The organism is Aquamicrobium soli, assembly GCF_042646345.1.
GTDB classification, from domain to species: Bacteria; Pseudomonadota; Alphaproteobacteria; order Rhizobiales; family Rhizobiaceae; genus Mesorhizobium; species Mesorhizobium soli_A.
In genome coordinates this window covers 690,365-712,457 of sequence record NZ_JBHRTK010000012.1, presented here as the reverse complement: position 1 = coordinate 712,457, position 22,093 = coordinate 690,365, and the positions used below count along the sequence as shown (strand labels likewise).

Here is a 22,093-nt window from a genome sequence, read left to right as displayed (position 1 = left end):
AGGCACCATGGCCGACCAAGTTCAATCCGACGCTGCGCTCGCAGCCGGCCTTTCCGGCACGCTGACGGAGTCCGGCCATCGGCTGCTGGCGCGCGTCTACTATGCCGATACCGATTTCTCCGGCGTCGTCTACCATGCGCGCTACCTGGAGTTCCTCGAGCGCGGCCGCTCGGATTTCCTGCGCCTGGCCGGGGTTCACCACACCGAGCTTGCCGAGGGCAAGCACGGCGAGCGCATCGTCTGGGTGGTTCGGCGTATGGAGATCGATTTCCTCAAGGCCGCGCGCATCGACGACATCCTGACCGTCGAAACCCGCGCCGAGGAGATATCGGGCGCGCGCATCGTCATGGCCCAGCAGCTGAAGCGCGGCGACGAGGTGCTGGTGGAGGCGAAAGTGCAGGCCGCCATCATCGGCGAGAACGGCAGGCCGCGCCGTTTTCCCAAAGAATGGATCGCCGCTTTCCTGCGCCAATAGAGAGGCAGGCAGGCTACGCCCGGACCGACCGGCGGACGCCGCTGGAATTCGATACCGGGCCAACGGCCCTAACTTATCCTTAACCATAACAGTTCATGAAGAGATCGGTAAAAATCGAAGCGATCGCGCGCCTTCGTTTTACCAATATTTGCCTTGAAAAGGCCGCGACACCGCATTTTCGGGGTCGTTCGCACTTCATGGGCGAACGACAGACAAGGGATGCGCAGGGCCAGCCGCAAGCCACGCCCGGAAAAATCTAGGGACCGTAGGAATGGAAAATATCGCTCTCGCCGAACCGGGCGCGCACTTGTCGATTTGGGCCTTGTTCATGCAGGCCAGCTGGGTGGTCAAGCTCGTCATGCTCGGGCTGATCGCCGCTTCGGTATGGAGCTGGGCAATCATCGTCGACAAGCTGGTGGCGTATGCGCGCATGCGCGTATCGCTCGACCGCTTCGAACAGATTTTCTGGTCGGGCCAGTCGCTGGAGGAGTTGTACCGCACGCTGGCCGACCGCAAGACGACCGGCATGGGCGCGATCTTCGTGGCCGCCATGCGCGAATGGAAGAAGAGCTTCGAGAAAGGCGCCAAGTCGCCCATCGGCCTGCAGAACCGCATCGACAAGGCGATGGACCTGGCGCTGACGCGCGAGATGGAAAAGCTGGAAGGCCGCCTCGGCTTCCTCGCCACCACCGGCTCGGCGGCGCCCTTCATCGGCCTGTTCGGCACCGTCATCGGCATCATGACCTCGTTCCAGGCCATCGCCGCCTCCAAGAACACCAGCCTTTCGGTGGTGGCGCCCGGTATCGCCGAAGCGCTGCTGGCCACCGCCATCGGCCTGCTGGCCGCCATCCCCGCCGTCATCGCCTACAACAAGCTGACGTCGGACGCCGGCAAGCTCGGCGCCAAGATGGAAGGCTTCGCCGACGAGTTCTCCGCCATACTCTCGCGCCAAATCGATGAAAAAGTAGCGCAGAAGGTTTAGGTCGATCATGGGAATGTCTATGGGTTCCGGCGGCTCCGGCCGCGGTGGGCGCGGCCATGGACGGCGCGGCCGCCAGCATGGCCTGATGTCCGAAATCAACGTCACGCCGATGGTGGACGTGATGCTGGTGCTGCTCATCATCTTCATGGTGGCGGCGCCGCTCTTGACCGTCGGCGTGCCGATCGACCTGCCCGACACGCAGGCCAAGGCCATGAACGCCGACACCCAGCCGATCACGGTCTCGATCAACGACACCGGCAAGGTCTATCTCCAGGAGACCGAGATTCCGATCGAGGAAGTCGTCGGCAAGCTGCAGGCGATCTCCAAGACCGGCTATGACGAGCGTATCTTCGTGCGCGGCGACAAGACCGCCGACTACGGCACCGTCATGAAGGTGATGGCCCGCATCTCGGCCGCCGGCTACAAGAACATCGGCCTCGTGACGCTGCAGGAACAGGACCAGTAATCTTGAAGGCGGGCCTCACCACATCGGTGATCTTGCATGCGGCGGCACTGGCCTTCGGCCTGTTCTCGCTGTCGGCGCCGGCTGCCCTGGAGGTGGCCGACACCGAGTCGCTGCCCGTCGATATCGTGCCGCTTTCCGAGCTCACCCAGATCCAGCAGGGCGACAAGAAGGCCGACCTGAACGACAAGCCGGCGCCGACGCCGACCAAGCGTCCCGATATCGTCGCCGACGCCCAGAAGGTGGGCGACAACAGCGTCGACACCGAAAAGCCGCCGACGCCCGAGGCCAAGCCGACGCCCGTCGAGGAAGCGGCGGCCCCGCCGCCCGCGCCCGAGCCCAAGGAACAGATCAAGACCGAGGACGTGCCGAAGCCGAAGGAGGAACCGAAGCCGGTTCCCACCACCGAGGTCGCCCCCGTGCCGCAGCCGCGGGAAGAAGTGAAGCCCGAGCCGGTCAAGGAAGCCAAGCCCAAGCCGGAGCCCGTCAAGCAGCCGGAGCCCAAGCCCGAGCCGCCGAAGGAAAAGACGGCGGAGCCGCAGCCGGCCAAGCCCGACGCGGTGGCCGAGGCCATCGCCGCCGAACAGCCCGTCGCCGATCCGGTCAAGCTTCCGAACGCCGCGCCCGCGCCCGAAGCGCGGCCGAAGCCGCAGCCCCAGCAGGCGCAGGCCGAGACCGCGAAAACGCCCGAGCGCAAGAATTCCGACAAGCCGGTCAAGGAAGCTTCCTCGCGGCAGAAGTCGGACGACAAGGAGTTCGACGCCGACGCCATTTCCGCGCTGTTGAACAAGCAGAAGCCCTCGGGCGGCGGCGCCAAGCGCTCGACGCAGCAGGCATCGCTCGGCGGCGAGCGCACGACCGGCGGTGCCACGCTGTCGCAGAACGAGATGGACGCGCTGCGCCAGAAGCTCGGCGGATGCTGGAGCATCCCGGCCGGCGTCGACGACGCCGCCACGCTGAAGGTTTCGGTGCGCTTCCAGCTCGACCGTTCGGGCATGTTGCAAGGGCGCCCGCAAGTGGTGGCCGGCGGCGCCGCCTCCGGCCCTGCCCGCACCGCGGCCGAATCGGCGGTGCGCGCGGTACAGAAATGCGCGCCGTTCAACCTGCCGGCCGACAAATACGACACCTGGGCGGAAGTAGTGGTCAATTTCGATCCAAGCGACATGTTCTGACGAACGCCGCCAACGAGGAAAAAAGAGGTTTTATCGCATGAAGAAACTGCTTTCGACGCTCATGGTGGCCAGCGCTCTTGCTACCGGCATCGGCGGATTCACCACCCTGCCCGCCCATGCCGTGGTCACCATCGACGTCAACAAGGGCACGATCGAGCCGCTGCCGATCGCCGTCACCGATTTCATAGCCGGCGACCAGCTCGGCGCCGAGATTTCGAGCATCGTCATCGCCGACCTGAAACGCTCCGGCCTGTTCGCCCCGATCGACAAGTCGGCCTTCATCGAAAAGATCTCCAATCCCGACGTCGCGCCCCGCTTCGACGACTGGAAGGTCATCAACGCGCAGGCGCTGGTCACCGGCCGCGTCAGCAAGGAAGCCGACGGGCGCATCCGCGCCGAATACCGCCTGTGGGACACCTATGCCGGCCAGCAATTGTCCGGCGAGCAGTTCTTCGGCAACGACAGCAACAAGCGCCGCATCGCCCACATCATCGCCGACGCCATCTACGAGCGGCTGACCGGCGAAAAGGGCTATTTCGACACGCGCGTCGTCTTCATCGATGAATCGGGCGCGAAGAACTCCCGCCAGAAGCGCCTCGCCATCATGGACCAGGACGGCGCCAACGTGCGCTATCTGTCCAACGGCAAGTCGATCGTGCTGACGCCACGTTTCTCGCCCAACCGGCAGGAAATCACCTACATGTCGTACGAAAGCGGCCAGCCGCGCGTCTATCTGTTGCAGATCGAGACCGGCCAGCGCGAACTGGTGGGCAACTTCCCGGGCATGACCTTCGCGCCGCGCTTCTCGCCGGATGGCCAGAAGGTGATCATGTCGCTGATGCGCGACGACGGCAACTCCAACATCTTCGCCATGGACCTGAGGAGCCGCAACACCACGCGGCTGACCGATTCCGTCGCCATCGACACCTCGCCCTCCTATTCGCCGGACGGCTCGCAGATCGTCTTCACCTCCGACCGCGGCGGCGGCAGCGGACGTTCGCAGATCTACGTCATGGGCGCCGACGGCTCCAACCCGCACCGCATCTCCTTCGGCCAGGGCGTCTATTCGACGCCCGTATGGTCGCCGCGCGGCGACCTCATCGCCTTTACCAAGCAGACCGGCGGGCAGTTCCAGATCGGCGTCATGCGCACCGACGGCTCGGGTGAGCGCATCCTGTCTTCCGGCTTCCAGCAGGAAGGCCCGACCTGGGCGCCGAACGGCCGCGTGCTGATGTTTTTCCGCGATGCGGGCGGCGGACCGAAGCTGGTTTCCGTCGACCTCACCGGCCGCAACGAGCAATCCATTCCCACGGCGAACTACGCCTCCGACCCGGCCTGGTCGCCATTGCTTGAGTAAACCCCGCCAATTCCTGCACTTTACTTCGGAAAAAGAGGCCGCTCCGGCCTCTTTTGCCTGTCTTGGTCGCGTTTTGGCCGCATTTAGGTCTAGGTCTGAAACGCACGTCATCGGCTGCGGACGGCAGCACGAAACAGAAATTTAACCGTGTTCATTGAACGCCCGTTAACCCAAACGTGGTTACTGACGGATCAATGAATTCACTCGAAATGCGAAGGAGAGGCGGCATGCGCCGTATCGCAAAGTTTGCAACGAACCCGGCCATGATCGCGCTTTTCGCCTCGCTGGCGATTACCGGCTGCGCCTCCAAGAAGAACCTCAACAGCGCGGCCGACCTCGGCCTCGGCGGCGGCGCGGGCGCGGCCACTCCGGGCTCCGCCCAGGACTTCACCGTCAATGTCGGCGACCGCATCTTCTTCGACACGGACTCCTCCGCGATCCGCGCCGACGCCCAGCAGACGCTGGCCCGCCAGGCGCAGTGGCTGAACAAGTACAGCCAGTACCGTATCGTCGTCGAAGGCCACGCCGACGAGCGCGGCACGCGCGAATACAACCTCGCGCTCGGTGCCCGCCGCGCCGCCGCCACCCGCGACTACCTTGCCTCGCAGGGCATCAACGCCGGCCGCATCAAGACCATTTCCTACGGCAAGGAACGGCCGGTCGCGGTGTGCGACGACATTTCCTGCTGGTCGCAGAACCGTCGCGCCGTCACCACGCTCGGTGGCGCCGGCAGCTGATCGGCATTTATGCAACAACCGTTCGGGAAAGGCGGCCCTCAGGGCCGCCTTTTTCACATCTCGCGCGCGCAAACAAAATTTGGCCGAACTCTCGCGCCCTGCTAAAAGGCCACGGTGCCGGAGGCGTGCCGACCCTATCGTCGCGCTTGTTGCTCGATGGCCGGGCCGGCACGAACATGACTAACATGATGGCGAGAGGCATATGCATTTCAGACTGATCCTGAGTGGCACGCTTGCGATGCTGCTGTTATCCGGCGCGGCCGCCTCGGCCAACGGCGCCGGATCGTCTACGCCGCGGGAAAGCGGCTTCTCCTTCCACCTGCCGTCGATCGGCCTGCCGGGCGTGTTCGGGCAGAAGGACGAGGCGCGTCCGGTTCAGCTTGCCCAGACGGCCGGCACCACCGCGCTGGAAGACCAGATTCGCCAGTTGAACGGCAAGATCGAGGAACTGAACTTCCAGGTCCTGCAGATGCAGGAACAGATCCGCAAGCAGCAGGAAGACAACGAATTCCGCTTCCAGCAGCTCGAGCAGACCGGTTCGGGCGGCAAGCAGCAGAAGTCCGACGCGGGCGCCGGCACGGACAGCAACGTCGCCGCCGCTCCCCAGCAGACGCCCGACACCGGGGCGTCTGCCAACGCAGCACCTGCCGATGCAGGTGCCGCGGGCGGCGGCCAGAGCGTCGAGGACGTCATCATCGATTCCGGCAACGGCGATCCGGGCAAGCTCATTCCCGGCACCGGCGCGCCGCCGAAAACCTTCGGCACCATCACCGTCGACAAGAACGGCAACGTGATCGACGCCGAAGGCAACACGCAGTCGACCACGCCGGATCCGGCCCCGGCGGCCAAGGCGCAGACCGGGACCAGCGGCAATTCCGTCGTCGCCGCCCTGCCCGCCACCGACAACGCCGATGAGCTCTACCGCAACTCCTACCAGTTCATCCTGTCCGGCGACTACGGCACGGCGGAGCAGGGTTTCCGCGACCACATCTCCCGCTTCCCCAAGGACGCGAAGGCGGCCGACGCCCATTACTGGCTGGGTGAATCGCTGCTCGGCCAGCAGAAATACCGCGACGCGGCCGAGGTGTTCCTAGCGGCCTCGAAGGACTATCCGAAGGCCAAGAAGGCCCCCGACATGCTGCTCAAGCTCGGCGTCTCCCTCGTCGGCCTCAAGCAGCGCGACGTCGCCTGCGCCACCTTCGGCGAGATCGGCAAGCGCTATCCCAACGCCTCCAGCGCGCTCAAGGCACGCGTCAAGCAGGAACGGGCGCAGGCTTCGTGCTGACATCACTCCGGGCGGACACTGGCGACGACGCCGTGGCCGGCCTCACGGAAAGCCTGTTTTCCCGTATCGATTTTTCCAATGGCGCCGTTGTCGCCATATCCGGTGGCAGTGATTCCACCGCGCTGCTTCTTCTCCTCAAAGACCATCTCGACCGCAACGCGCCGCAGGCACAGCTGCTGGCGGTGACCGTCGACCATGGGCTTCGCGCCGAATCCGCCGCCGAAGCGCGGGCGGTGGCCAGCCTCTGCGCCACGCTCGGCATCGCCCACCGCACCATGGTCTGGAGCGACGCGAAACCGGCCAGCGGCATCCCCGCCGCCGCGCGCGAAGCCCGCTACCGGCTGCTGGCGGCAGCGGCGCGGCAGGCCGGCATCGGCCTGGTCGTGACCGCCCATACCGCCGACGACCAGGCCGAGACGGTGCTGATGCGCCAGGCCCGCAGCGACGAGTTCACGACGGCATACGGCCGCGGCCTCGCCGGCATGGCGCCGGCCACGCTCTACGATTGGCAGACATGGATCCTGCGGCCGCTGCTCGACATCGAGCGCGCGGCCCTGCGCGCCTTCCTGCGCAACCGGCGGATCGGCTGGATCGACGACCCGACCAATAGCGACGAGCACTACGAGCGTCCACGCGTCCGCGCCGCCCTGTACCAAGGCCGAGGCTCCCGCCGGATCGGCGACCTTCTCGCCCTGGCGGAAACGGCGGCAGCCGCACGCACCGACAGGAGTCGCCGTGCCGCCGCGCTGATCCGCGTCTGCGCCACGCGGCCGGTGCCCGGTCTCATCCGCCTCGATCCCGCCTTCCCCCGCGGCGAGCGCGATGCAGCGGTCACCGCACTGCGCCTGCTGCTGGCAACCGCCGGCGGAACCCCGTTCCCGCCGGACGAGGCGCGGACGGCGGCGCTGCTCGACAAGATCGCCGCCGCCCCGCTTTGCGCCACATTGTCGCGGACAGTGGTCGACGCCCGCCGCGCCGGCATCTTCCTTCACCGCGAGCGGCGCGACCTGCCCGCCCCTGTAAACGCCGTCGACGGCACGATCTGGGACGGCCGCTACCGTATCGCGTTGCGTCGAGGAGCCGGCAGCGTGAGCGTCGAGCCAGAGGGCAACGTCCCCGCGGAATCGCCCACGATGGGCGAGAGTCCAACCCCGCCGAGCCTGATCGCCGCCGCGACGGCCGCCGAACCGGCGTTCCGGCCCGTTGCGGCCGCCGCCGCTTCCCCCGTCGTCGCGCCGTTCGATCGCTTCCTGCCGTCGTTCGACCTCGATCTTGCCGGCGCGCTTGCCGGGCTCGTCGGCGCGCGGGCGCTGCCTGAACTCCCTTTCGACACCGGGAAAACACCCACCAATGCTTAACCGAGATACGCCGCCGTGCTTGGCAATGGCCATTGCCCTGCCTATGTTAAGCTCAAGCTTCCTTCAAATCGTACGCGTCCGCCCGGCGGCGCAAACGGGACACTAGATGAATCCTAATTACCGCAACCTGGCACTTTGGGCGATCATAGCGGTCCTGCTCATCGCCCTGTTCAACTTGTTCCAGACCCCGCAGACGCGCGGCGCGGCCAGCGACATCCCCTATTCGCAGTTCCTGCAGGATGTGGATGCCGGGCGCGTGAAGTCGGTGACCATCGCCGGCGACCGCATCAGCGGCAGCTTCACCGACAACACCAGCGGCTTCCAGACCTATTCGCCCGGCGACCAGGCGCTGGTGTCGCGGCTCGAGGCCAAGAACGTCACCATCAACGCCCGGCCCGAGACGGACGGCTCCAATACGCTGCTCGGCTACCTGATCTCCTGGCTGCCGATGATCCTGATCCTCGGCGTGTGGATTTTCTTCATGCGCCAGATGCAGTCCGGCTCCGGCCGCGCCATGGGCTTCGGCAAGTCCAAGGCCAAGCTGTTGACCGAGGCGCATGGCCGCGTCACCTTCCAGGACGTCGCCGGCGTCGACGAGGCCAAGGAGGACCTCGAGGAGATCGTCGAGTTCCTGCGCGATCCGCAAAAGTTCCAGCGGCTCGGCGGCAAGATTCCGCGCGGCGTGCTGCTCGTCGGCCCGCCCGGCACCGGTAAGACGCTGCTCGCCCGCTCGGTCGCCGGCGAGGCCAACGTGCCGTTCTTCACCATTTCCGGCTCGGACTTCGTCGAAATGTTCGTCGGCGTCGGCGCCAGCCGCGTCCGCGACATGTTCGAGCAGGCCAAGAAGAACTCGCCCTGCATCATCTTCATCGACGAGATCGACGCCGTCGGCCGTCATCGCGGCGCCGGCCTCGGCGGCGGCAACGACGAGCGCGAGCAGACGCTGAACCAGCTGCTGGTCGAGATGGACGGCTTCGAATCCAACGAGTCGATCATACTGATCGCGGCCACCAACCGGCCCGACGTGCTCGACCCGGCGCTGCTGCGCCCCGGCCGTTTCGACCGCCAGGTGGTGGTGCCGAACCCCGACATCATCGGCCGCGAGAAGATTCTCAAGGTGCACATCCGCAACGTGCCGCTGGCGCCCAATGTCGACCTCAAGGTGGTCGCGCGCGGCACGCCGGGCTTCTCCGGCGCCGACCTGATGAACCTCGTCAACGAGGCGGCCCTGATGGCGGCGCGCCGCAACAAGCGGCTGGTCACCATGGCCGAGTTCGAGGACGCCAAGGACAAGATCATGATGGGCGCCGAGCGCCGTTCCTCGGCCATGACCCAGGCCGAGAAGGAGCTTACCGCCTATCACGAGGCCGGCCATGCCATCCTCGCCCTCAACGTGCCGGCGGCCGACCCGCTGCACAAGGCGACGATCATCCCGCGCGGCCGCGCGCTCGGCATGGTCATGCAGTTGCCGGAAGGCGACCGCTATTCGATGAGCTACAAGTACATGATCTCGCGCCTCGCCATCATGATGGGCGGGCGCGTGGCGGAAGAGTTCAAGTTCGGCAAGGAGAACATCACCTCCGGCGCCTCCTCCGACATCGACCAGGCGACCAAGCTGGCGCGCGCCATGGTGACGCGCTGGGGCTTTTCCGACAAGCTCGGCCATGTCGCCTATGGCGACAACCAGGAAGAGGTCTTCCTCGGCCACTCGGTGGCGCGCCAGCAGAACATCTCGGAAGAGACGGCGCAGATCATCGACGCCGAAGTGCGCCGGCTGATCGACGAGGCCTATTCGACCGCCAAGGCGATCCTGACCAAGAAGAAGAAGGACTGGGTCGCGCTGGCCGAGGGCCTGCTGGAATACGAGACGCTGTCGGGCGACGAGATCAAGGAACTGCTCGCCGGCAAGAAGCCGTCGCGCGACCTTGGCGACGACACCCCAACCAGCCGCGGCTCGGCCGTGCCGAAGGCCGGCGGCACCGCGCGCGGCAAGAAGAAGGGCCCCGAGCCCGAAGGCGGCATGGAGCCGCAGCCTTCGAGCTGAGCCGGCAGCGGCGAGGCGTGAGCTTCGCCTTCCGAAACCCGTCATGCGTCCTGACAACACCGCGGCCAGTCCGCGGTGTTTTTGTTTTCGCCACCGGAATTTTCCCGCCGGCCGGTCATCGCCGGTTTGGTTATGCGCCCCTTGACATACCTATAACCGTTTGGTTATGGATTACTAATAACTGAATGGTTATTGATTGACATGCCTCACCCTCACGACGCCCTTTTCCGATCGCTGGCCGATCCGACGCGGCGGGCCATCTTCGAGCGGCTGTGCCGCGCCGGAGAGCAGACGGTCGGCGCCCTGACGGCGCAGGCCGGCATCTCGCAACCCGCCGTCTCGAAGCATCTCGCGATCCTGAAGCAGGCGGGACTGGTGCGCGACCGCCACGAGGGACGGCAGACGCATTACAGCGCCCAGCTGGACGCGCTGGCACCGCTTGCCGACTGGACGAGCGCCATGACGCGGTTCTGGCAGTCCCGGCTGGACGACCTCGAAACCCTGCTCGAAAGGATGGACCAATGAACGAAGGATCGACCGAAACCCGCGCCGTGGTCGTCGAGCGGGAGTTCCGGCACCCGGCCGAAAAGATCTGGCGCGCGCTCACGCAACCGCACCTGATCGAGGAATGGCTGATGAAGAACGACTTCAAGCCCGCCGTCGGGCATCGCTTCAATCTTCGCGGCGACTGGGGCGGCGTGCTGGACTGCGAAGTGCTTGCCGTCGAGCCGCACAGGACGCTGTCCTACCGCTGGGATTTCCCTCACGACGACGCGGCCTACGACCTGCGAAGCGTGGTGACCTTTACCCTGACCCCGACCAGGTCGGGCACGCATCTGCGCGTCGAGCAATCCGGCTTCCGGCCGGACCAGAAGCAGGCTTACGGCGGCGCGCGGGCCGGGTGGCCGCAGTTCCTCGAAAGGCTCGACCAGGTCGTGGCGCAGGAGGACTGACGCCCGCACCATTTTAGCCGCAGCCGCCGCCGGGCGGCCTTTCCCCTTTTTCGCAGGAGGTTTCGTTGAACTGGAGCAAATGGATCAGGCAGGGCCATCGCTGGCTTGCCATCGTCTTCACCGTCACGGTGATCGCCAATTTCGCCGCGATGACGCGAGGAGAGCCGCCGGCCTGGATCGTCTACTCGCCGCTCCTGCCGCTTTTCCTGCTCCTGTTCAGCGGCTTTTACATGTTCGCCCTGCCCTATCTTCCGAGAGGACGCGCCGACAGCGCAGGGTAAACCGGCAAAAGAAAAGGCCCGCAAGACGTGCTTGCGGGCCTTTCCGGTAAGTGCGGTTGCCGTGCCGATCAGCCCTTCAGGCGGGCGTTGCACAGGCTGTAGAAGCCGCCGCCCTTCTGGATCCACTTCAGGCCGCCGAGCGCGTCGGCGTCCTTGTTGGCATAGTACTGGTCGAGGCAGGTGTGCATGCGCGCCTTGCCGGGCGTTTCATTGGAATATTTCTGCGAAACGGCGCTCGGGAATTTCACGCCGCGCGGCGCCTTCGCCGTCGGGGCCGCCGGTTCGCTGTCGTACTTCGCTTCGGTCGGATTCGGCACCGTGTCGTCGTCGGCGGCATTGGCGCCGCACTCGGCCTTGCGGAAATCGTTCCACTTCATGCCGTTCAGCGTATTGCCGGCCTTGGCGGCCTGGTACTTGGCGCTGCACTCGGCCATGGAGAGGCCCTTGCCGGCATCCGCCTGCGCGGTGTCGCCGGCCTTCTTCGTGGCCTTCGCCGGCTTGGCCGCAGCCGCAGCGCTGGCGCCCGGGCCGCACTCGGCCTTGCGGAAGTCGTTCCACTTCATGCCGTTCAGCGTGCCGGCTTCCTTCGCCGCCTGGTACTTGGCGCTGCATTCCTTGCTGGTGAGGCCCTTGGCCGTATCCTCGCTCGCCGCCGCCTTGTCTGCCTTGTCGGCCTTGGCGGTGGTCTTCTTCGTCTTGGTCGTGTCGGTCGCGGCGCTGGCATCGGCCCCGCACTCGGCCTTGCGGAACTGGTTCCAGGTCTGGCCGCCGAGGGTTCCGGCCTCCTTGGCCGCGTTATACTTGGTGCTGCACTCGGCCATGGTCAGTGCATTGGCTGGCGATGCCAGGAAAAGCGTGAACAGGGCGAGGCCGGTCCATGTGGCAAGTCGATCGATACGCATGCGTTTCTCCAATGTTGCCGTCCACAACTCACTGGCGGGCGATGCCGGCGCGGTTGAGCCAGCATCAACCGCTACATGAAAAGCACAATCTGTGGAATATGCGCAAATCATGGCAATGGCGGTGCCGCAGGCTTGCAAAGGCATTCAATTGCCGCATTCTCGCAAGATCTCGGCGATTTCCCATGCCAGAAACAACGGATTCGTAACACAGCCTCATACATTGTGATCGTGGCGGGTCTCGCAGTTGTGGCATGACAGCCGTCTAAAAGAGCAGGCAGGACAGAAGTAACATGGGACGTTATTTCGGCACCGATGGTATCCGAGGGCGGGCCAACAAGTTTCCGATGACGGCGGAAGTCGCCCAGCGCGTGGGCATGGCCGCCGGCCTCTCCTTCCAGCGCGGCACCCACCGTCATCGCGTCGTCGTCGGCAAGGACACGCGTCTTTCCGGCTACATGATCGAAAGCGCGCTGGTTTCGGGCCTGTGCGCGGCCGGCATGGACGTGTTCCTGCTCGGGCCGATCCCGACGCCGGCCGTGGCCATGCTGGTGCGTTCGCTGCGCGCCGATATCGGCGTCATGATCTCGGCCTCGCACAACCCCTATTTCGACAACGGCATCAAGCTGTTCGGCCCGGACGGCTACAAGCTCTCCGACGAGATCGAGATGCGCATCGAGGCGATGCTGAACGACGACGTCGAGATGGCGCTGGCCGACTCCGACGGCATCGGCCGCGCCAAGCGCGTCGACGGCGTCCACGACCGCTATATCGAGTTCGCCAAGCGCACCCTGCCGCGCTCGATGTCGCTTTCGGGCCTCAGGATCGTCGTCGACTGCGCCAACGGCGCCGCCTACAAGGTCGCCCCTGCCGTGCTATGGGAACTCGGGGCCGAGGTCATCTCGATCAACGACGACCCGAACGGCTACAACATCAACAAGGAATGCGGCTCCACCGAGCCCGCCGGCCTGCAGAAGAAGGTCCATGAGGTCCGCGCCGACATCGGCATCGCGCTCGACGGCGACGCCGACCGCGTCATCATCGTCGACGAGAACGGCACCATCGTCGACGGCGACCAGATCATCGCGCTGATCGCCGAAGCCTGGCACCAGAGCGGCCGTCTGGCCGGCGGCGGCGTCGTCTCCACGGTGATGTCCAACCTCGGGCTCGAACGCTTCCTCGGTGGCCTCAACCTGCAACTGCATCGCACCAAGGTCGGCGACCGCTACGTGGTCGAGCATATGCGCGCTCAAGGGCTCAATGTCGGCGGCGAGCAGTCCGGCCACATCGTCCTGTCCGACTTCTCCACCACCGGCGACGGCCTGGTATCGGCGCTGCAGGTACTGGCCTGCATGAAGCGGCAGAACCGGCCGATGAGCGAACTGTCGAAAAAATTCGAGCCCGTGCCGCAACTGCTGCGCAACGTGCGCTTTTCCGGCGGCAAGCCGCTGGAGACGACTTCCGTAAAGGAAGCGATCGAGGAGGCGCGCCAGCGCCTCGGCAGCACCGGCCGCGTTGTCATTCGCCCGTCCGGCACGGAGCCGCTCATCCGCGTGATGGCGGAAGGCGACGATGCGAAACTGGTCGAAACCGTCGTCAACCAGCTTGTCGAAGTGATTTCCGAGACGCGCAGCGCGGCCTGACCGGCCGCCGGAACACCGCCCGACGGTTGGCCGGGCGGCATTCCGTAAGGCGATCAGAGAGCAGGCGCGCCCTCATGGATCGCTTTCCTGATTTCGGCCCGGAAGGTCGGGGTATCCGTTTCCCCGTGGACCGATACGGCATGCTGTACCGCAGCGTCGATAAGCTCATCCTCCCCATCTGCGGAGATGGCTATGGTGCATTTCATTTCACTCGGGAATTCTCGGCAATCGATGTATTTTCGTGCCATGGTTTTCCTCCCGACCAGGACTGTTGCCCCGCGTCCCGCTAATATACGCCTCGGCACCTGACGCACCAAATCACAAGAGGGTGCCCCCGCTCCCGACGCGCCCAAACCCGGCCGGAAAGTATCGCAGACGATCACCAACCCCGGCGCTCGACGGGGTGAAATCGAGAACCTTGCGCTGGCCGATCTTCAATCAGCAGACGCCAAGCCCGCCGTTATCCGGTGGGCTTGGCGCCGATATTTTCGCCCGACGTCAGGCGTGCGCGTGCGTTCCGTTCTGGTTTTCCCACAGGGACCAGGCCGAAACCACCGCGGCAATGATGCCGAGGACGACGAACGTCCACATCGGCCTTCTGTCCATCGAGAAATGCAGCACCCATGGGCTGGCGATCAGCCACAACCCCAGGAGCAGGTTGATCCATTCCTCCCATACGGCGAAGGCCGTAATGGCCGCGATCGCAAGCGCCCCGATGACGATTGCAACCGCCCAGGCGTTCCACGCGGCCGCGCCGGTCGAAACGAACCCCAGCACCCAAGGAGAGATGAACAGCACTACCGCCAGAACGAGGTTGACCCAGTCCTGGACTTTCCTACGATCAAGAGCAGCGTCTACCATACGACAAATCCTTCCCGAAAGAAGATACGCCGGCTGCCTATAGCAGTCGCTATTTGACGTGGGATCGCTCCGCGCAGGCTTCAAGCATCCAGCCGGTCCCTCGCGCAGAATTGATGAGATTACGCCGCCAAAGCGGGCAAAGGAGCAGCCCCCGGGCGACGGCTCCTTCCTGACAGTCTTTTTATCGCGGCGGGCAGGCCTAACACCGTGACGCTTTGCCGCTTGCGCGCTATAATTTCAGCAATGGGCGCTCGGCTACACCACCGTGACAGGAGGTTGCTGTGAAGCACCAAACCTTAGACCAGATGCACGCGATCGCGACGGTCCACACGGACCCGATGCAGCTTGACATGACCCGCACCGAGCGCCTCCAGCGCTGGGCCGAATTGCTCGAGCGGGAGCCCAACCGCATCCTGACGGCTCTCGAGGGGACCGAGTACCGCCCCCTGCTGGAGCGGGAGAAGATGCGCGCGAACGGCTCGCCCATATCGGTCGCGTTCAACGACGAAGTCCTGTGCAGGCAGGGCCTGGCCGGCGACAGCTACGGCGACGCGAAGCGGTTCTTCGAGCTGACGGACCGGCAACTGCACGAAATCGTCTGCTATTGCCACGTCGGCCTGTCCATGCAGGCGTCGCGCGCGGCCTACTGCGTTCGCAGGGCGATCAGGGGCCGGGGCTTCATAGCGAGCCTGCTGCAGACACTCGGGATTCACGCCTGACCCCGCCATGCGAAGACCCGCCCGGCAGGAAGCCGGGCGGGTCGCACGATAAAGGCACCGCGTCAGCTAGTGCTGGCCGCCTTTCCGGCCGGCCTCCGAGGCGCGCTCGCGGTCTTCGGCGAAGTTGCCGCTGCCACCGCGATGCCCGCCGTCACGCTCGTGGTACTGGCCCGATGCGTGCTGGCCGCGGTCATCGTTCTTGTGGCTCTGCTGGCCTGCCTTCACATGCTGTTCGTGCGTTCCGCCCTGGTTCGGCATGATGCTTCTCCTTTGGTTTGGTTGGCGCGCGGGACGCTCATCGCCTCGCACGCCCTCCCAACGACAGCCCGGAGAGCGCCGTTCCCTCACGTAATATAACGTGACACGCCGCCTGGACGCCGGCTGCAAGCGCGAACCAGCCGGCGGCTACAGGACGCAAAAAGGCCTCATTTCATTTGGGAACGGGCTGCCCCGGAACGGCATTTCTCTCTCGGCAATCGTGCTTGAAAGGAGAGAACGATGAAACCGCTTCTTCCAATTGGTGCTGTTTGCGCAGTTTTTCTCGGCCTCGGGGCGGCAAGCGCACAGGACACCGTGATCGTGCCGGCGCCCGCACCGAAGACCGTCGTGGTCCAGCCTGAACAGCAGACCGTCATCCGGGAATACGTGCACAAGAACCCGGCCGCGTCGATCAACATCCTGGGGCTGGAACTGAGCCTTGGGGCCAAGGTCCCCGACACGGTGGAACTCCACGAGGTTCCGAACGTGCCGTATCGCTACACCGTCATCAACGGCCAGACCGTCGTCGTCGATCCGGAAACGCATGAGATCGTCCAGGTCCTGAACTGATCCGCACAGGGTCCCCAAACCCCGGCCGTCGCGCCGGGGTTTTTTCCGGCCTTAGCGATAATGCCATGACTGCGGCGATACCATCGACGGCGAATAAGGCCACGCGCCCGCCTCAACACATTGATTTCCTTGCCCGACAATTTCAGCAGGGTTAACCGGCACTTAACCACTATGGTTAATAATGCTTCCGGAACGATGGCCCGCCTTGTGGCCGCCATCGGGGCAACGTCGGGAGTCGGGGAACATGAAATTCACACTGCGTGTCGCGCTGGCGCTGGCCGCCACTGCTCTCTTGCCGCTGACGCCGGCGCTGGCTGCCGACTACGAACCGCCGATCTATGTCGACCAGGCGCCGGAATACACGCCGGTCGAAATCGGCTCCGGCTGGTATCTGCGCGGTGATGTCGCCTACCTGCCGAAAGACACCTACCGGCACGTCGATTTCGGCGGCCCCGGCATCGACTATTCCGAGCGCGAGCGGCCGGTCTTTGCCAGCCTCGGCTTCGGCTATCATTTCAACGACTATCTGCGCGGCGACTTCAACCTCGGCTGGCTGCCGGGCAACAAGATCGACGTGGCCTTCGACACGCCGCCCGAATCCGGCTCGGCGCATGTGAAGAACAGCGCCTTTACCGCGATGGTCAACGGCTATGTCGATCTCGGAACCTATGTCGGCATCACGCCCTATGTCGGCGCGGGCATCGGCGTCATGCAGGCGCGCAGGCGCCTGGCGGCGGACTATACCGACGCGACCGGCACGCTTTCCGCCTATGATCGCCACACCCAGTATGCCTTCGCCTACTCGCTCAATGCCGGGGCGGCCTACCAGGTCTCGAAGAACCTGATGCTGGATGTCGGCTACCAGTACCTGTCCGCCCCGAACGCAAAATACTTTTCGCTGGACGGCACCAACCAGTCCGTCCTGCGCAAGGGCATCGACAGCCACCAGATCAAGGTCGGCCTGCGCTACGACCTCTGGTAGCCTGCCCCCTGTTTATCGACGATGCGCGGCGGGCCTCCGGTCCGCCGTTTCTTTTGCCGGCGCGCGCAGCCGCATCCAGTATCCTGGTCGCGACAAAAACTTTTCTCTTGACGCCTGAGGCCGCGAGGCCTATCGCCGTCCGTGGGCCACCCCTCCCCAACGAGGGGCTTACTATCTGGAAGGATAGACCACGATGACGAACCTACCCACGCCCGGACTCCGTCCGGCAAATCCCAATTTTTCCTCAGGTCCCTGCTCCAAACGCCCCGGCTGGTCGGTCGAGGCGCTGAAGGATGCGCCATTGGGCCGCTCGCACCGCGCCAGGATAGGCAAGGCGAAGCTGGCGCAGGCGATCGACCTTACCCGTGAAATCCTGCAGGTGCCGGCCGACTACCGCATCGGCATCGTACCGGCCTCCGACACCGGCGCCGTCGAAATGGCGCTGTGGTCGCTGCTCGGCCAGCGCGGCGTCGACATGCTCGCCTGGGAATCCTTCGGCGCGGGCTGGATCACCGATGTGGTCAAGCAGCTGAAACTGCCCGACGTGCGCAGGATCGAAGCCCCTTACGGCGAACTTCCGGACCTCGCCCAGGTCGATTTCGACCGCGATGTCGTCTTCACCTGGAACGGCACCACCTCTGGCGTGCGCGTTCCGAACGCCGACTTCATTTCCGCCGACCGGGCCGGCCTCACCATCTGCGACGCCACCTCGGCAGCCTTCGCCCAGCGGCTCGACTTCGCCAAGCTCGATGTCGTCACCTTCTCCTGGCAGAAGGCGCTCGGCAGCGAAGGCGCGCACGGCATGCTGATCCTGTCCCCGCGTGCGGTGGAGCGGCTGGAAACCTATGTGCCGGCCTGGCCGCTGCCGAAGATCTTCCGCATGACCAAGGGCGGCAAGCTGATCGAGGGCATCTTCAAGGGCGAAACCATCAACACGCCCTCCATGCTCGCCGTGGAAGACTATCTCGACGCGCTGAACTGGGCGAAGGCCATCGGCGGGCTCGACACGCTGGTCGCCCGAGCCGACGCCAACGCGGCCGTGATCGACCGCTTCGTGCAAGGCTCGGCCTGGCTCGGCCATCTGGCCACCGACCCGGCGACGCGCTCCAACACCTCGGTGTGCCTGTCGATCACCGATGCGGAGGTCGCCGCGCTCGATCAGGACGGCCAGGCGGCTTTCGCCAAGGGCCTCGCGGCAGCGCTCGACAAGGAAGGCGTCGCCTACGACATCGGCCACTACCGCGACGCCCCGCCCGGCCTGCGCATCTGGTGCGGCGCGACCGTCGAGACCGCCGACCTTAAGGCGCTGATGCCCTGGCTCGACTGGGCTTTTGCCAACCAGAAGGCGTCGCTGAAAAAAGCGGTTTAGCATTCAGACCGGTAACACCCCTCATCCGGCGCTTCGCGCCACCTTCTCCCCAATGGGGAGAAGAACCGCAGCGGCAATGCCCGCGGCCTCCTCTCCCCGCCGGGGAGAGGGTGGCGAGCGAAGCGAGCCGGGTGAGGGGCCTACCTTCCAGAACAAGCAAGGACCACATCCATGCCCCGCGTACTCGTTTCCGACAAGCTTTCCCCGACCGCCGTGCAGATCTTCAAGGATCGCGGCGTCGAGGTGGACTACCTGCCCGATCTCGGCAAGGACAAGGACGCCCTGTTGGCGAAGATCGCCGACTATGACGGCCTCGCCATCCGCTCCGCCACCAAGGTCACCGAAAAACTGATCGCCGCCGCGAAAAACCTCAAGGTGATCGGCCGCGCCGGCATCGGCGTCGACAATGTCGACATCCCGGCCGCCTCGCGCCGAGGCATCATCGTGATGAACACGCCGTTCGGCAATTCCATCACCACGGCCGAGCACGCCATCGCCATGATCTTCGCGCTCGCCCGCCAGATCCCGGAGGCCAACGCCTCCACCCATGCCGGCAAGTGGGAGAAGAACCGCTTCATGGGCGTCGAGATCACCGGCAAGACGCTCGGCGTCATCGGCTGCGGCAATATCGGCTCGATCGTCGCCCAGCGCGCCGTCGGGCTGAAGATGCGCGTCATCGCCTATGATCCGTTCCTGTCCGACAAGCGCGCGGAGGAACTGGGCGTCGACAAGGTCGAACTGGACGAACTGTTCGCCCGCGCCGACTTCATCACCCTGCACACGCCGATGACGGACAAGACACGCGGGCTGATCAACGCCGAGGCCATCGCGAAGATGAAGGACGGCGTGCGCATCATCAATTGTGCGCGCGGCGGCCTGGTGGTCGAGGCCGACCTGATCGCGGCCCTGAAAAGCGGCAAGGTCGCGGGCGCCGGCATCGACGTGTTCGAAACCGAACCGGCGACCGACAGCCCGTTGTTCGGCATGGAGAACGTCGTGGCCACCCCGCATCTCGGCGCCTCGACGGTGGAAGCGCAGGAGAACGTCGCCTTGCAGGTGGCCGAGCAGATGGCGGACTACCTGATCAAGGGGGCCGTCACCAACGCCATCAACATGCCCTCGATCACGGCGGAAGAAGCGCCGCGGCTGAAACCCTTCGTCAAGCTGGCGGAGGTGCTGGGCGCGTTCGTCGGCCAGGTCACCGAGGACCCGATCAAGGAGGTGGAAATCCTGTTCGACGGCTCGACCGTGACCATGAACACCCGCGCCCTGATCAGCGCCGCCCTTGCCGGCCTCATCCGCCCGCAGGTCGCCGACGTCAACATGGTGTCGGCCCCGATCATGGTGAAGGAACGCGGCATCATCGTCGCCGAGGTCAAGCGCGACAAGTCCGGCGTCTTCGACGGCTACATCAAGCTGACCGTCACCACCGAGAAGATGACGCGCTCGATCGCCGGCACCTGCTTTTCCGACGGCAAGCCGCGCTTCATCCAGATCAAGGGCATCAACCTCGACGCGGAAGTGGGCCAGCACATGCTCTACACGACCAACGCCGACGTGCCCGGCATCATCGGCCTGCTCGGCACGCTGTGCGGCGAGAACGGCGTCAACATCGCCAACTTCCAGCTCGGCCGCGATCATCCGGGCGGCAATGCCATCGCCCTGCTCTACCTCGACGCGCCGTTCCCGGAAAAGGTGCTGGCCGCCGTGCGCGCCAACCAGTCGATCGATTCCGCCAAGCCGCTGCAGTTCGACGTGGCGTAGGCAGAACCGTCGATCCGGACTTTGAAAACCTTCTCCTTCCACAAGAGAAGGCAAACAGAATGCCAAACTCCCACTCCGGTTTGCTTTCGCAAACCACCTCTCCCCCTTCAAAGGGGAGAGGAAGAGTGTCGAGCGACGGCAGTATTTCCTCGCCCCGTCGATCGGGGGAGAGGTGGCTCGGCGAAGCCGAGGCGGAGTGGGGATCGACCATCGCTTCGCAAATGCCCGGCCGGGATGACCAGGCGTCGACGCCGGCACTCCATATGCACGGATAAAGATTTCTTTATGTCCCATTGTTGTTTTCCGTGCGATCTGCTAGGCAGGCCGGCATTCGATGCCGCTTGACCGCTTCTCTTTTCGCGGACGCGGATAACTCGTTCGCATTGGAGGACCTTCATGACTGCCAGCAAGGACTACGTGGTCGCCGACATCTCGCTCGCCGACTGGGGCCGCAAGGAAATCGAGATCGCCGAAACCGAGATGCCGGGCCTGATGGCCTGCCGCGAGGAATTCGGTGCCTCGCAGCCGCTGAAGGGCGCGCGCATCACCGGCTCGCTGCACATGACCATCCAGACGGCCGTGCTGATCGAGACGCTGAAGGCGCTCGGCGCCGAGGTGCGCTGGGCCTCGTGCAACATCTTCTCGACCCAGGACCATGCCGCGGCGGCCATTGCCGAGGAGGGTATTCCGGTGTTCGCCGTCAAGGGCGAGAGCCTTGAGGAATACTGGACCTATACCGACCGCATCTTCCAGTGGGCCGATGGCGGCCTCTCCAACATGATCCTCGACGACGGCGGCGACGCCACCATGTACATCCTGGTCGGCGCGCGTGCCGAGGCCGGCGAGGACGTGCTCTCCAAGCCGGAAAGCGAGGAAGAGGAAATCCTGTTCGCGCAGATCAGGAAGCGCATGAAGGAAACGCCCGGCTTCTTCACCAGGCAGCGCGAGGCGATCAAGGGCGTCACCGAGGAGACGACGACCGGCGTCAACCGGCTCTACCAGTTGCAGAAGAAGGGCCTGCTGCCCTTCCCGGCCATCAACGTCAACGACAGCGTCACCAAGTCGAAGTTCGACAACAAGTACGGCTGCAAGGAATCGCTGGTCGACGGTATCCGCCGCGGTACCGACGTCATGATGGCCGGCAAGGTCGCGGTCGTCTGCGGCTATGGCGACGTGGGCAAGGGCTCGGCCGCTTCGCTCAAGGGCGCCGGCGCCCGCGTCAAGGTCACCGAGGTCGACCCCATCTGCGCGCTCCAGGCGGCCATGGACGGTTTCGAGGTGGTGACGCTGGAAGACGCCGCCCCCACCGCCGACATCGTCATCACCACCACCGGCAACAAGGACGTCATCACGCTCGACCATATGCGGGCGATGAAGGACATGGTGATCGTCGGCAACATCGGCCACTTCGACAACGAGATCCAGGTCGCGGCGCTGCGCAACCTGAAGTGGACCAACGTCAAGCCGCAGGTCGACATGATCACCTTCGCCGACGGCAAGCGCCTGATCCTGCTCTCGGAAGGCCGCCTGCTCAACCTCGGCAACGCCACCGGCCACCCGAGCTTCGTCATGTCGGCCTCGTTCAGCAACCAGGTGCTGGCGCAGATCGAGCTCTTCACCAAGGGCGAGAACTACAAGAACCAGGTCTATATCCTTCCCAAGCACCTCGACGAGAAGGTGGCCCGCCTGCACCTCGGCAAGCTCGGCGCCAAGCTCACCCAGTTGAGCAACGAACAGGCAGCCTATATCGGCGTCACGCCGCAGGGGCCTTTCAAGGCGGATCACTACCGCTATTAACCATAAACTAACCACACACAAGATATTGAAGCCGGGCGATTGACATTCGCCCGGCTTTTACTTTTTGCGCGCCGACCCGCTTCACCTCGATTCGGCGAGAGTCTATGGTGATGTGATTCGCGCC

At 65.0% G+C, this 22,093-nt stretch carries 23 protein-coding genes; 19 read left to right on the top strand and 4 right to left on the bottom strand.

The features are described from left to right. Positions 1 to 7 precede the first annotated feature (7 nt). From ybgC to ACFOHJ_RS13175, 12 genes are all read left to right on the top strand, one after another. A complete protein-coding gene (gene ybgC / locus ACFOHJ_RS13230) occupies positions 8 to 475 on the top strand; it encodes a tol-pal system-associated acyl-CoA thioesterase (RefSeq protein WP_378221108.1) in 468 nt (155 codons plus the stop codon). A 271-nt stretch (positions 476 to 746) separates the two neighbouring features. Further along, a complete protein-coding gene (gene tolQ, locus ACFOHJ_RS13225) occupies positions 747 to 1,457 on the top strand; it encodes a protein TolQ (protein ID WP_378221106.1) in 711 nt (236 codons plus the stop codon). A gap of 7 nt (positions 1,458 to 1,464) precedes the next feature. Next, positions 1,465 to 1,923, top strand: coding sequence for a protein TolR (gene tolR / locus ACFOHJ_RS13220; protein ID WP_378221103.1), 459 nt, complete (start codon positions 1,465 to 1,467; stop codon positions 1,921 to 1,923). 2 nt (positions 1,924 to 1,925) lie between these two features. Further along, entirely contained in the window at positions 1,926 to 3,092 is a 1,167-nt protein-coding gene (locus ACFOHJ_RS13215; RefSeq protein ID WP_378221101.1) for a hypothetical protein, read from the top strand. A gap of 61 nt (positions 3,093 to 3,153) precedes the next feature. After that, positions 3,154 to 4,449 carry a Tol-Pal system beta propeller repeat protein TolB gene (tolB, locus tag ACFOHJ_RS13210; protein WP_378221573.1) on the top strand — a complete coding sequence of 432 codons (1,296 nt, stop codon included), beginning with the start codon at positions 3,154 to 3,156 and terminating at the stop codon, positions 4,447 to 4,449. 227 nt (positions 4,450 to 4,676) lie between these two features. After that, on the top strand, positions 4,677 to 5,186 hold the full coding sequence (pal, locus tag ACFOHJ_RS13205; RefSeq protein WP_378221099.1) for a peptidoglycan-associated lipoprotein Pal: 510 nt from the start codon (positions 4,677 to 4,679) through the stop codon (positions 5,184 to 5,186). A gap of 202 nt (positions 5,187 to 5,388) precedes the next feature. After that, on the top strand, positions 5,389 to 6,471 hold the full coding sequence (gene ybgF, locus ACFOHJ_RS13200; protein ID WP_378221097.1) for a tol-pal system protein YbgF: 1,083 nt from the start codon (positions 5,389 to 5,391) through the stop codon (positions 6,469 to 6,471). Further along, a complete protein-coding gene (tilS, locus tag ACFOHJ_RS13195) occupies positions 6,465 to 7,829 on the top strand; it encodes a tRNA lysidine(34) synthetase TilS (protein WP_378221095.1) in 1,365 nt (454 codons plus the stop codon). The genes ybgF and tilS overlap by 7 nt, the downstream gene beginning before the upstream one ends. 106 nt (positions 7,830 to 7,935) lie before the next feature. Continuing rightward, positions 7,936 to 9,873, top strand: a complete 1,938-nt coding sequence (ftsH, locus tag ACFOHJ_RS13190) for an ATP-dependent zinc metalloprotease FtsH (protein WP_378221092.1) — start codon at positions 7,936 to 7,938, stop codon at positions 9,871 to 9,873. 201 nt (positions 9,874 to 10,074) lie between these two features. Next, a complete protein-coding gene (locus ACFOHJ_RS13185; RefSeq protein ID WP_378221090.1) occupies positions 10,075 to 10,398 on the top strand; it encodes an ArsR/SmtB family transcription factor in 324 nt (107 codons plus the stop codon). Beyond that, the gene (locus ACFOHJ_RS13180) at positions 10,395 to 10,826 is read left to right on the top strand and encodes an SRPBCC family protein (RefSeq protein WP_378221087.1); all 432 of its coding nucleotides are present in this window, start codon (positions 10,395 to 10,397) and stop codon (positions 10,824 to 10,826) included. The genes ACFOHJ_RS13185 and ACFOHJ_RS13180 overlap by 4 nt, the downstream gene beginning before the upstream one ends. A gap of 65 nt (positions 10,827 to 10,891) precedes the next feature. Next, entirely contained in the window at positions 10,892 to 11,107 is a 216-nt protein-coding gene (locus ACFOHJ_RS13175) for a hypothetical protein (RefSeq protein WP_378221085.1), read from the top strand. A 68-nt stretch (positions 11,108 to 11,175) separates the two neighbouring features. Here the strand turns inward: ACFOHJ_RS13175 and ACFOHJ_RS13170 are convergent, their stop codons facing one another. Then, a complete protein-coding gene (locus ACFOHJ_RS13170) occupies positions 11,176 to 12,009 on the bottom strand; it encodes a hypothetical protein (protein WP_378221082.1) in 834 nt (277 codons plus the stop codon). Positions 12,010 to 12,299: 290 nt separating this feature from the next. Here ACFOHJ_RS13170 and glmM point away from each other — a divergent pair, with 290 nt between their 5' ends. Beyond that, positions 12,300 to 13,649, top strand: a complete 1,350-nt coding sequence (gene glmM / locus ACFOHJ_RS13165) for a phosphoglucosamine mutase (protein WP_378221079.1) — start codon at positions 12,300 to 12,302, stop codon at positions 13,647 to 13,649. 53 nt (positions 13,650 to 13,702) lie between these two features. Here the strand turns inward: glmM and ACFOHJ_RS13160 are convergent, their stop codons facing one another. After that, positions 13,703 to 13,897 carry a DUF1059 domain-containing protein gene (locus ACFOHJ_RS13160; RefSeq protein ID WP_378221076.1) on the bottom strand — a complete coding sequence of 65 codons (195 nt, stop codon included), beginning with the start codon at positions 13,895 to 13,897 and terminating at the stop codon, positions 13,703 to 13,705. A 250-nt stretch (positions 13,898 to 14,147) separates the two neighbouring features. Beyond that, positions 14,148 to 14,510 (bottom strand): SPW repeat protein, encoded by a 363-nt coding sequence (locus ACFOHJ_RS13155; protein WP_378221074.1) that lies wholly within the window; start codon positions 14,508 to 14,510, stop codon positions 14,148 to 14,150. Positions 14,511 to 14,791: 281 nt separating this feature from the next. Between ACFOHJ_RS13155 and ACFOHJ_RS13150 the strand changes: the two genes are divergently transcribed. Then, positions 14,792 to 15,229, top strand: a complete 438-nt coding sequence (locus ACFOHJ_RS13150; RefSeq protein WP_378221073.1) for a hypothetical protein — start codon at positions 14,792 to 14,794, stop codon at positions 15,227 to 15,229. A gap of 66 nt (positions 15,230 to 15,295) precedes the next feature. Here ACFOHJ_RS13150 and ACFOHJ_RS13145 read toward each other — a convergent pair whose 3' ends face one another. Then, positions 15,296 to 15,487, bottom strand: coding sequence for a KGG domain-containing protein (locus ACFOHJ_RS13145; protein ID WP_378221071.1), 192 nt, complete (start codon positions 15,485 to 15,487; stop codon positions 15,296 to 15,298). A gap of 240 nt (positions 15,488 to 15,727) precedes the next feature. On the opposite strand from ACFOHJ_RS13145, the gene ACFOHJ_RS13140 reads away from it, so the two are divergent. The 5 genes from ACFOHJ_RS13140 (at position 15,728) to ahcY (ending at position 21,969) form a co-directional block, all read left to right on the top strand. Then, positions 15,728 to 16,057 (top strand): DUF1236 domain-containing protein, encoded by a 330-nt coding sequence (locus tag ACFOHJ_RS13140; protein WP_378221069.1) that lies wholly within the window; start codon positions 15,728 to 15,730, stop codon positions 16,055 to 16,057. A gap of 244 nt (positions 16,058 to 16,301) precedes the next feature. After that, positions 16,302 to 17,039: an outer membrane protein gene (locus tag ACFOHJ_RS13135; RefSeq protein ID WP_378221067.1), complete on the top strand. Its 738-nt coding sequence runs from the start codon at positions 16,302 to 16,304 to the stop codon at positions 17,037 to 17,039. Positions 17,040 to 17,232: 193 nt separating this feature from the next. Beyond that, on the top strand, positions 17,233 to 18,408 hold the full coding sequence (locus ACFOHJ_RS13130) for a phosphoserine transaminase (protein WP_378221066.1): 1,176 nt from the start codon (positions 17,233 to 17,235) through the stop codon (positions 18,406 to 18,408). A gap of 171 nt (positions 18,409 to 18,579) precedes the next feature. Further along, complete coding sequence (gene serA, locus ACFOHJ_RS13125; protein WP_378221064.1) at positions 18,580 to 20,172, top strand: phosphoglycerate dehydrogenase; 1,593 nt, start codon at positions 18,580 to 18,582, stop codon at positions 20,170 to 20,172. Between the two features lie 396 nt (positions 20,173 to 20,568). Continuing rightward, a complete protein-coding gene (gene ahcY / locus ACFOHJ_RS13120) occupies positions 20,569 to 21,969 on the top strand; it encodes an adenosylhomocysteinase (RefSeq protein ID WP_378221062.1) in 1,401 nt (466 codons plus the stop codon). Positions 21,970 to 22,093 lie beyond the last annotated feature (124 nt).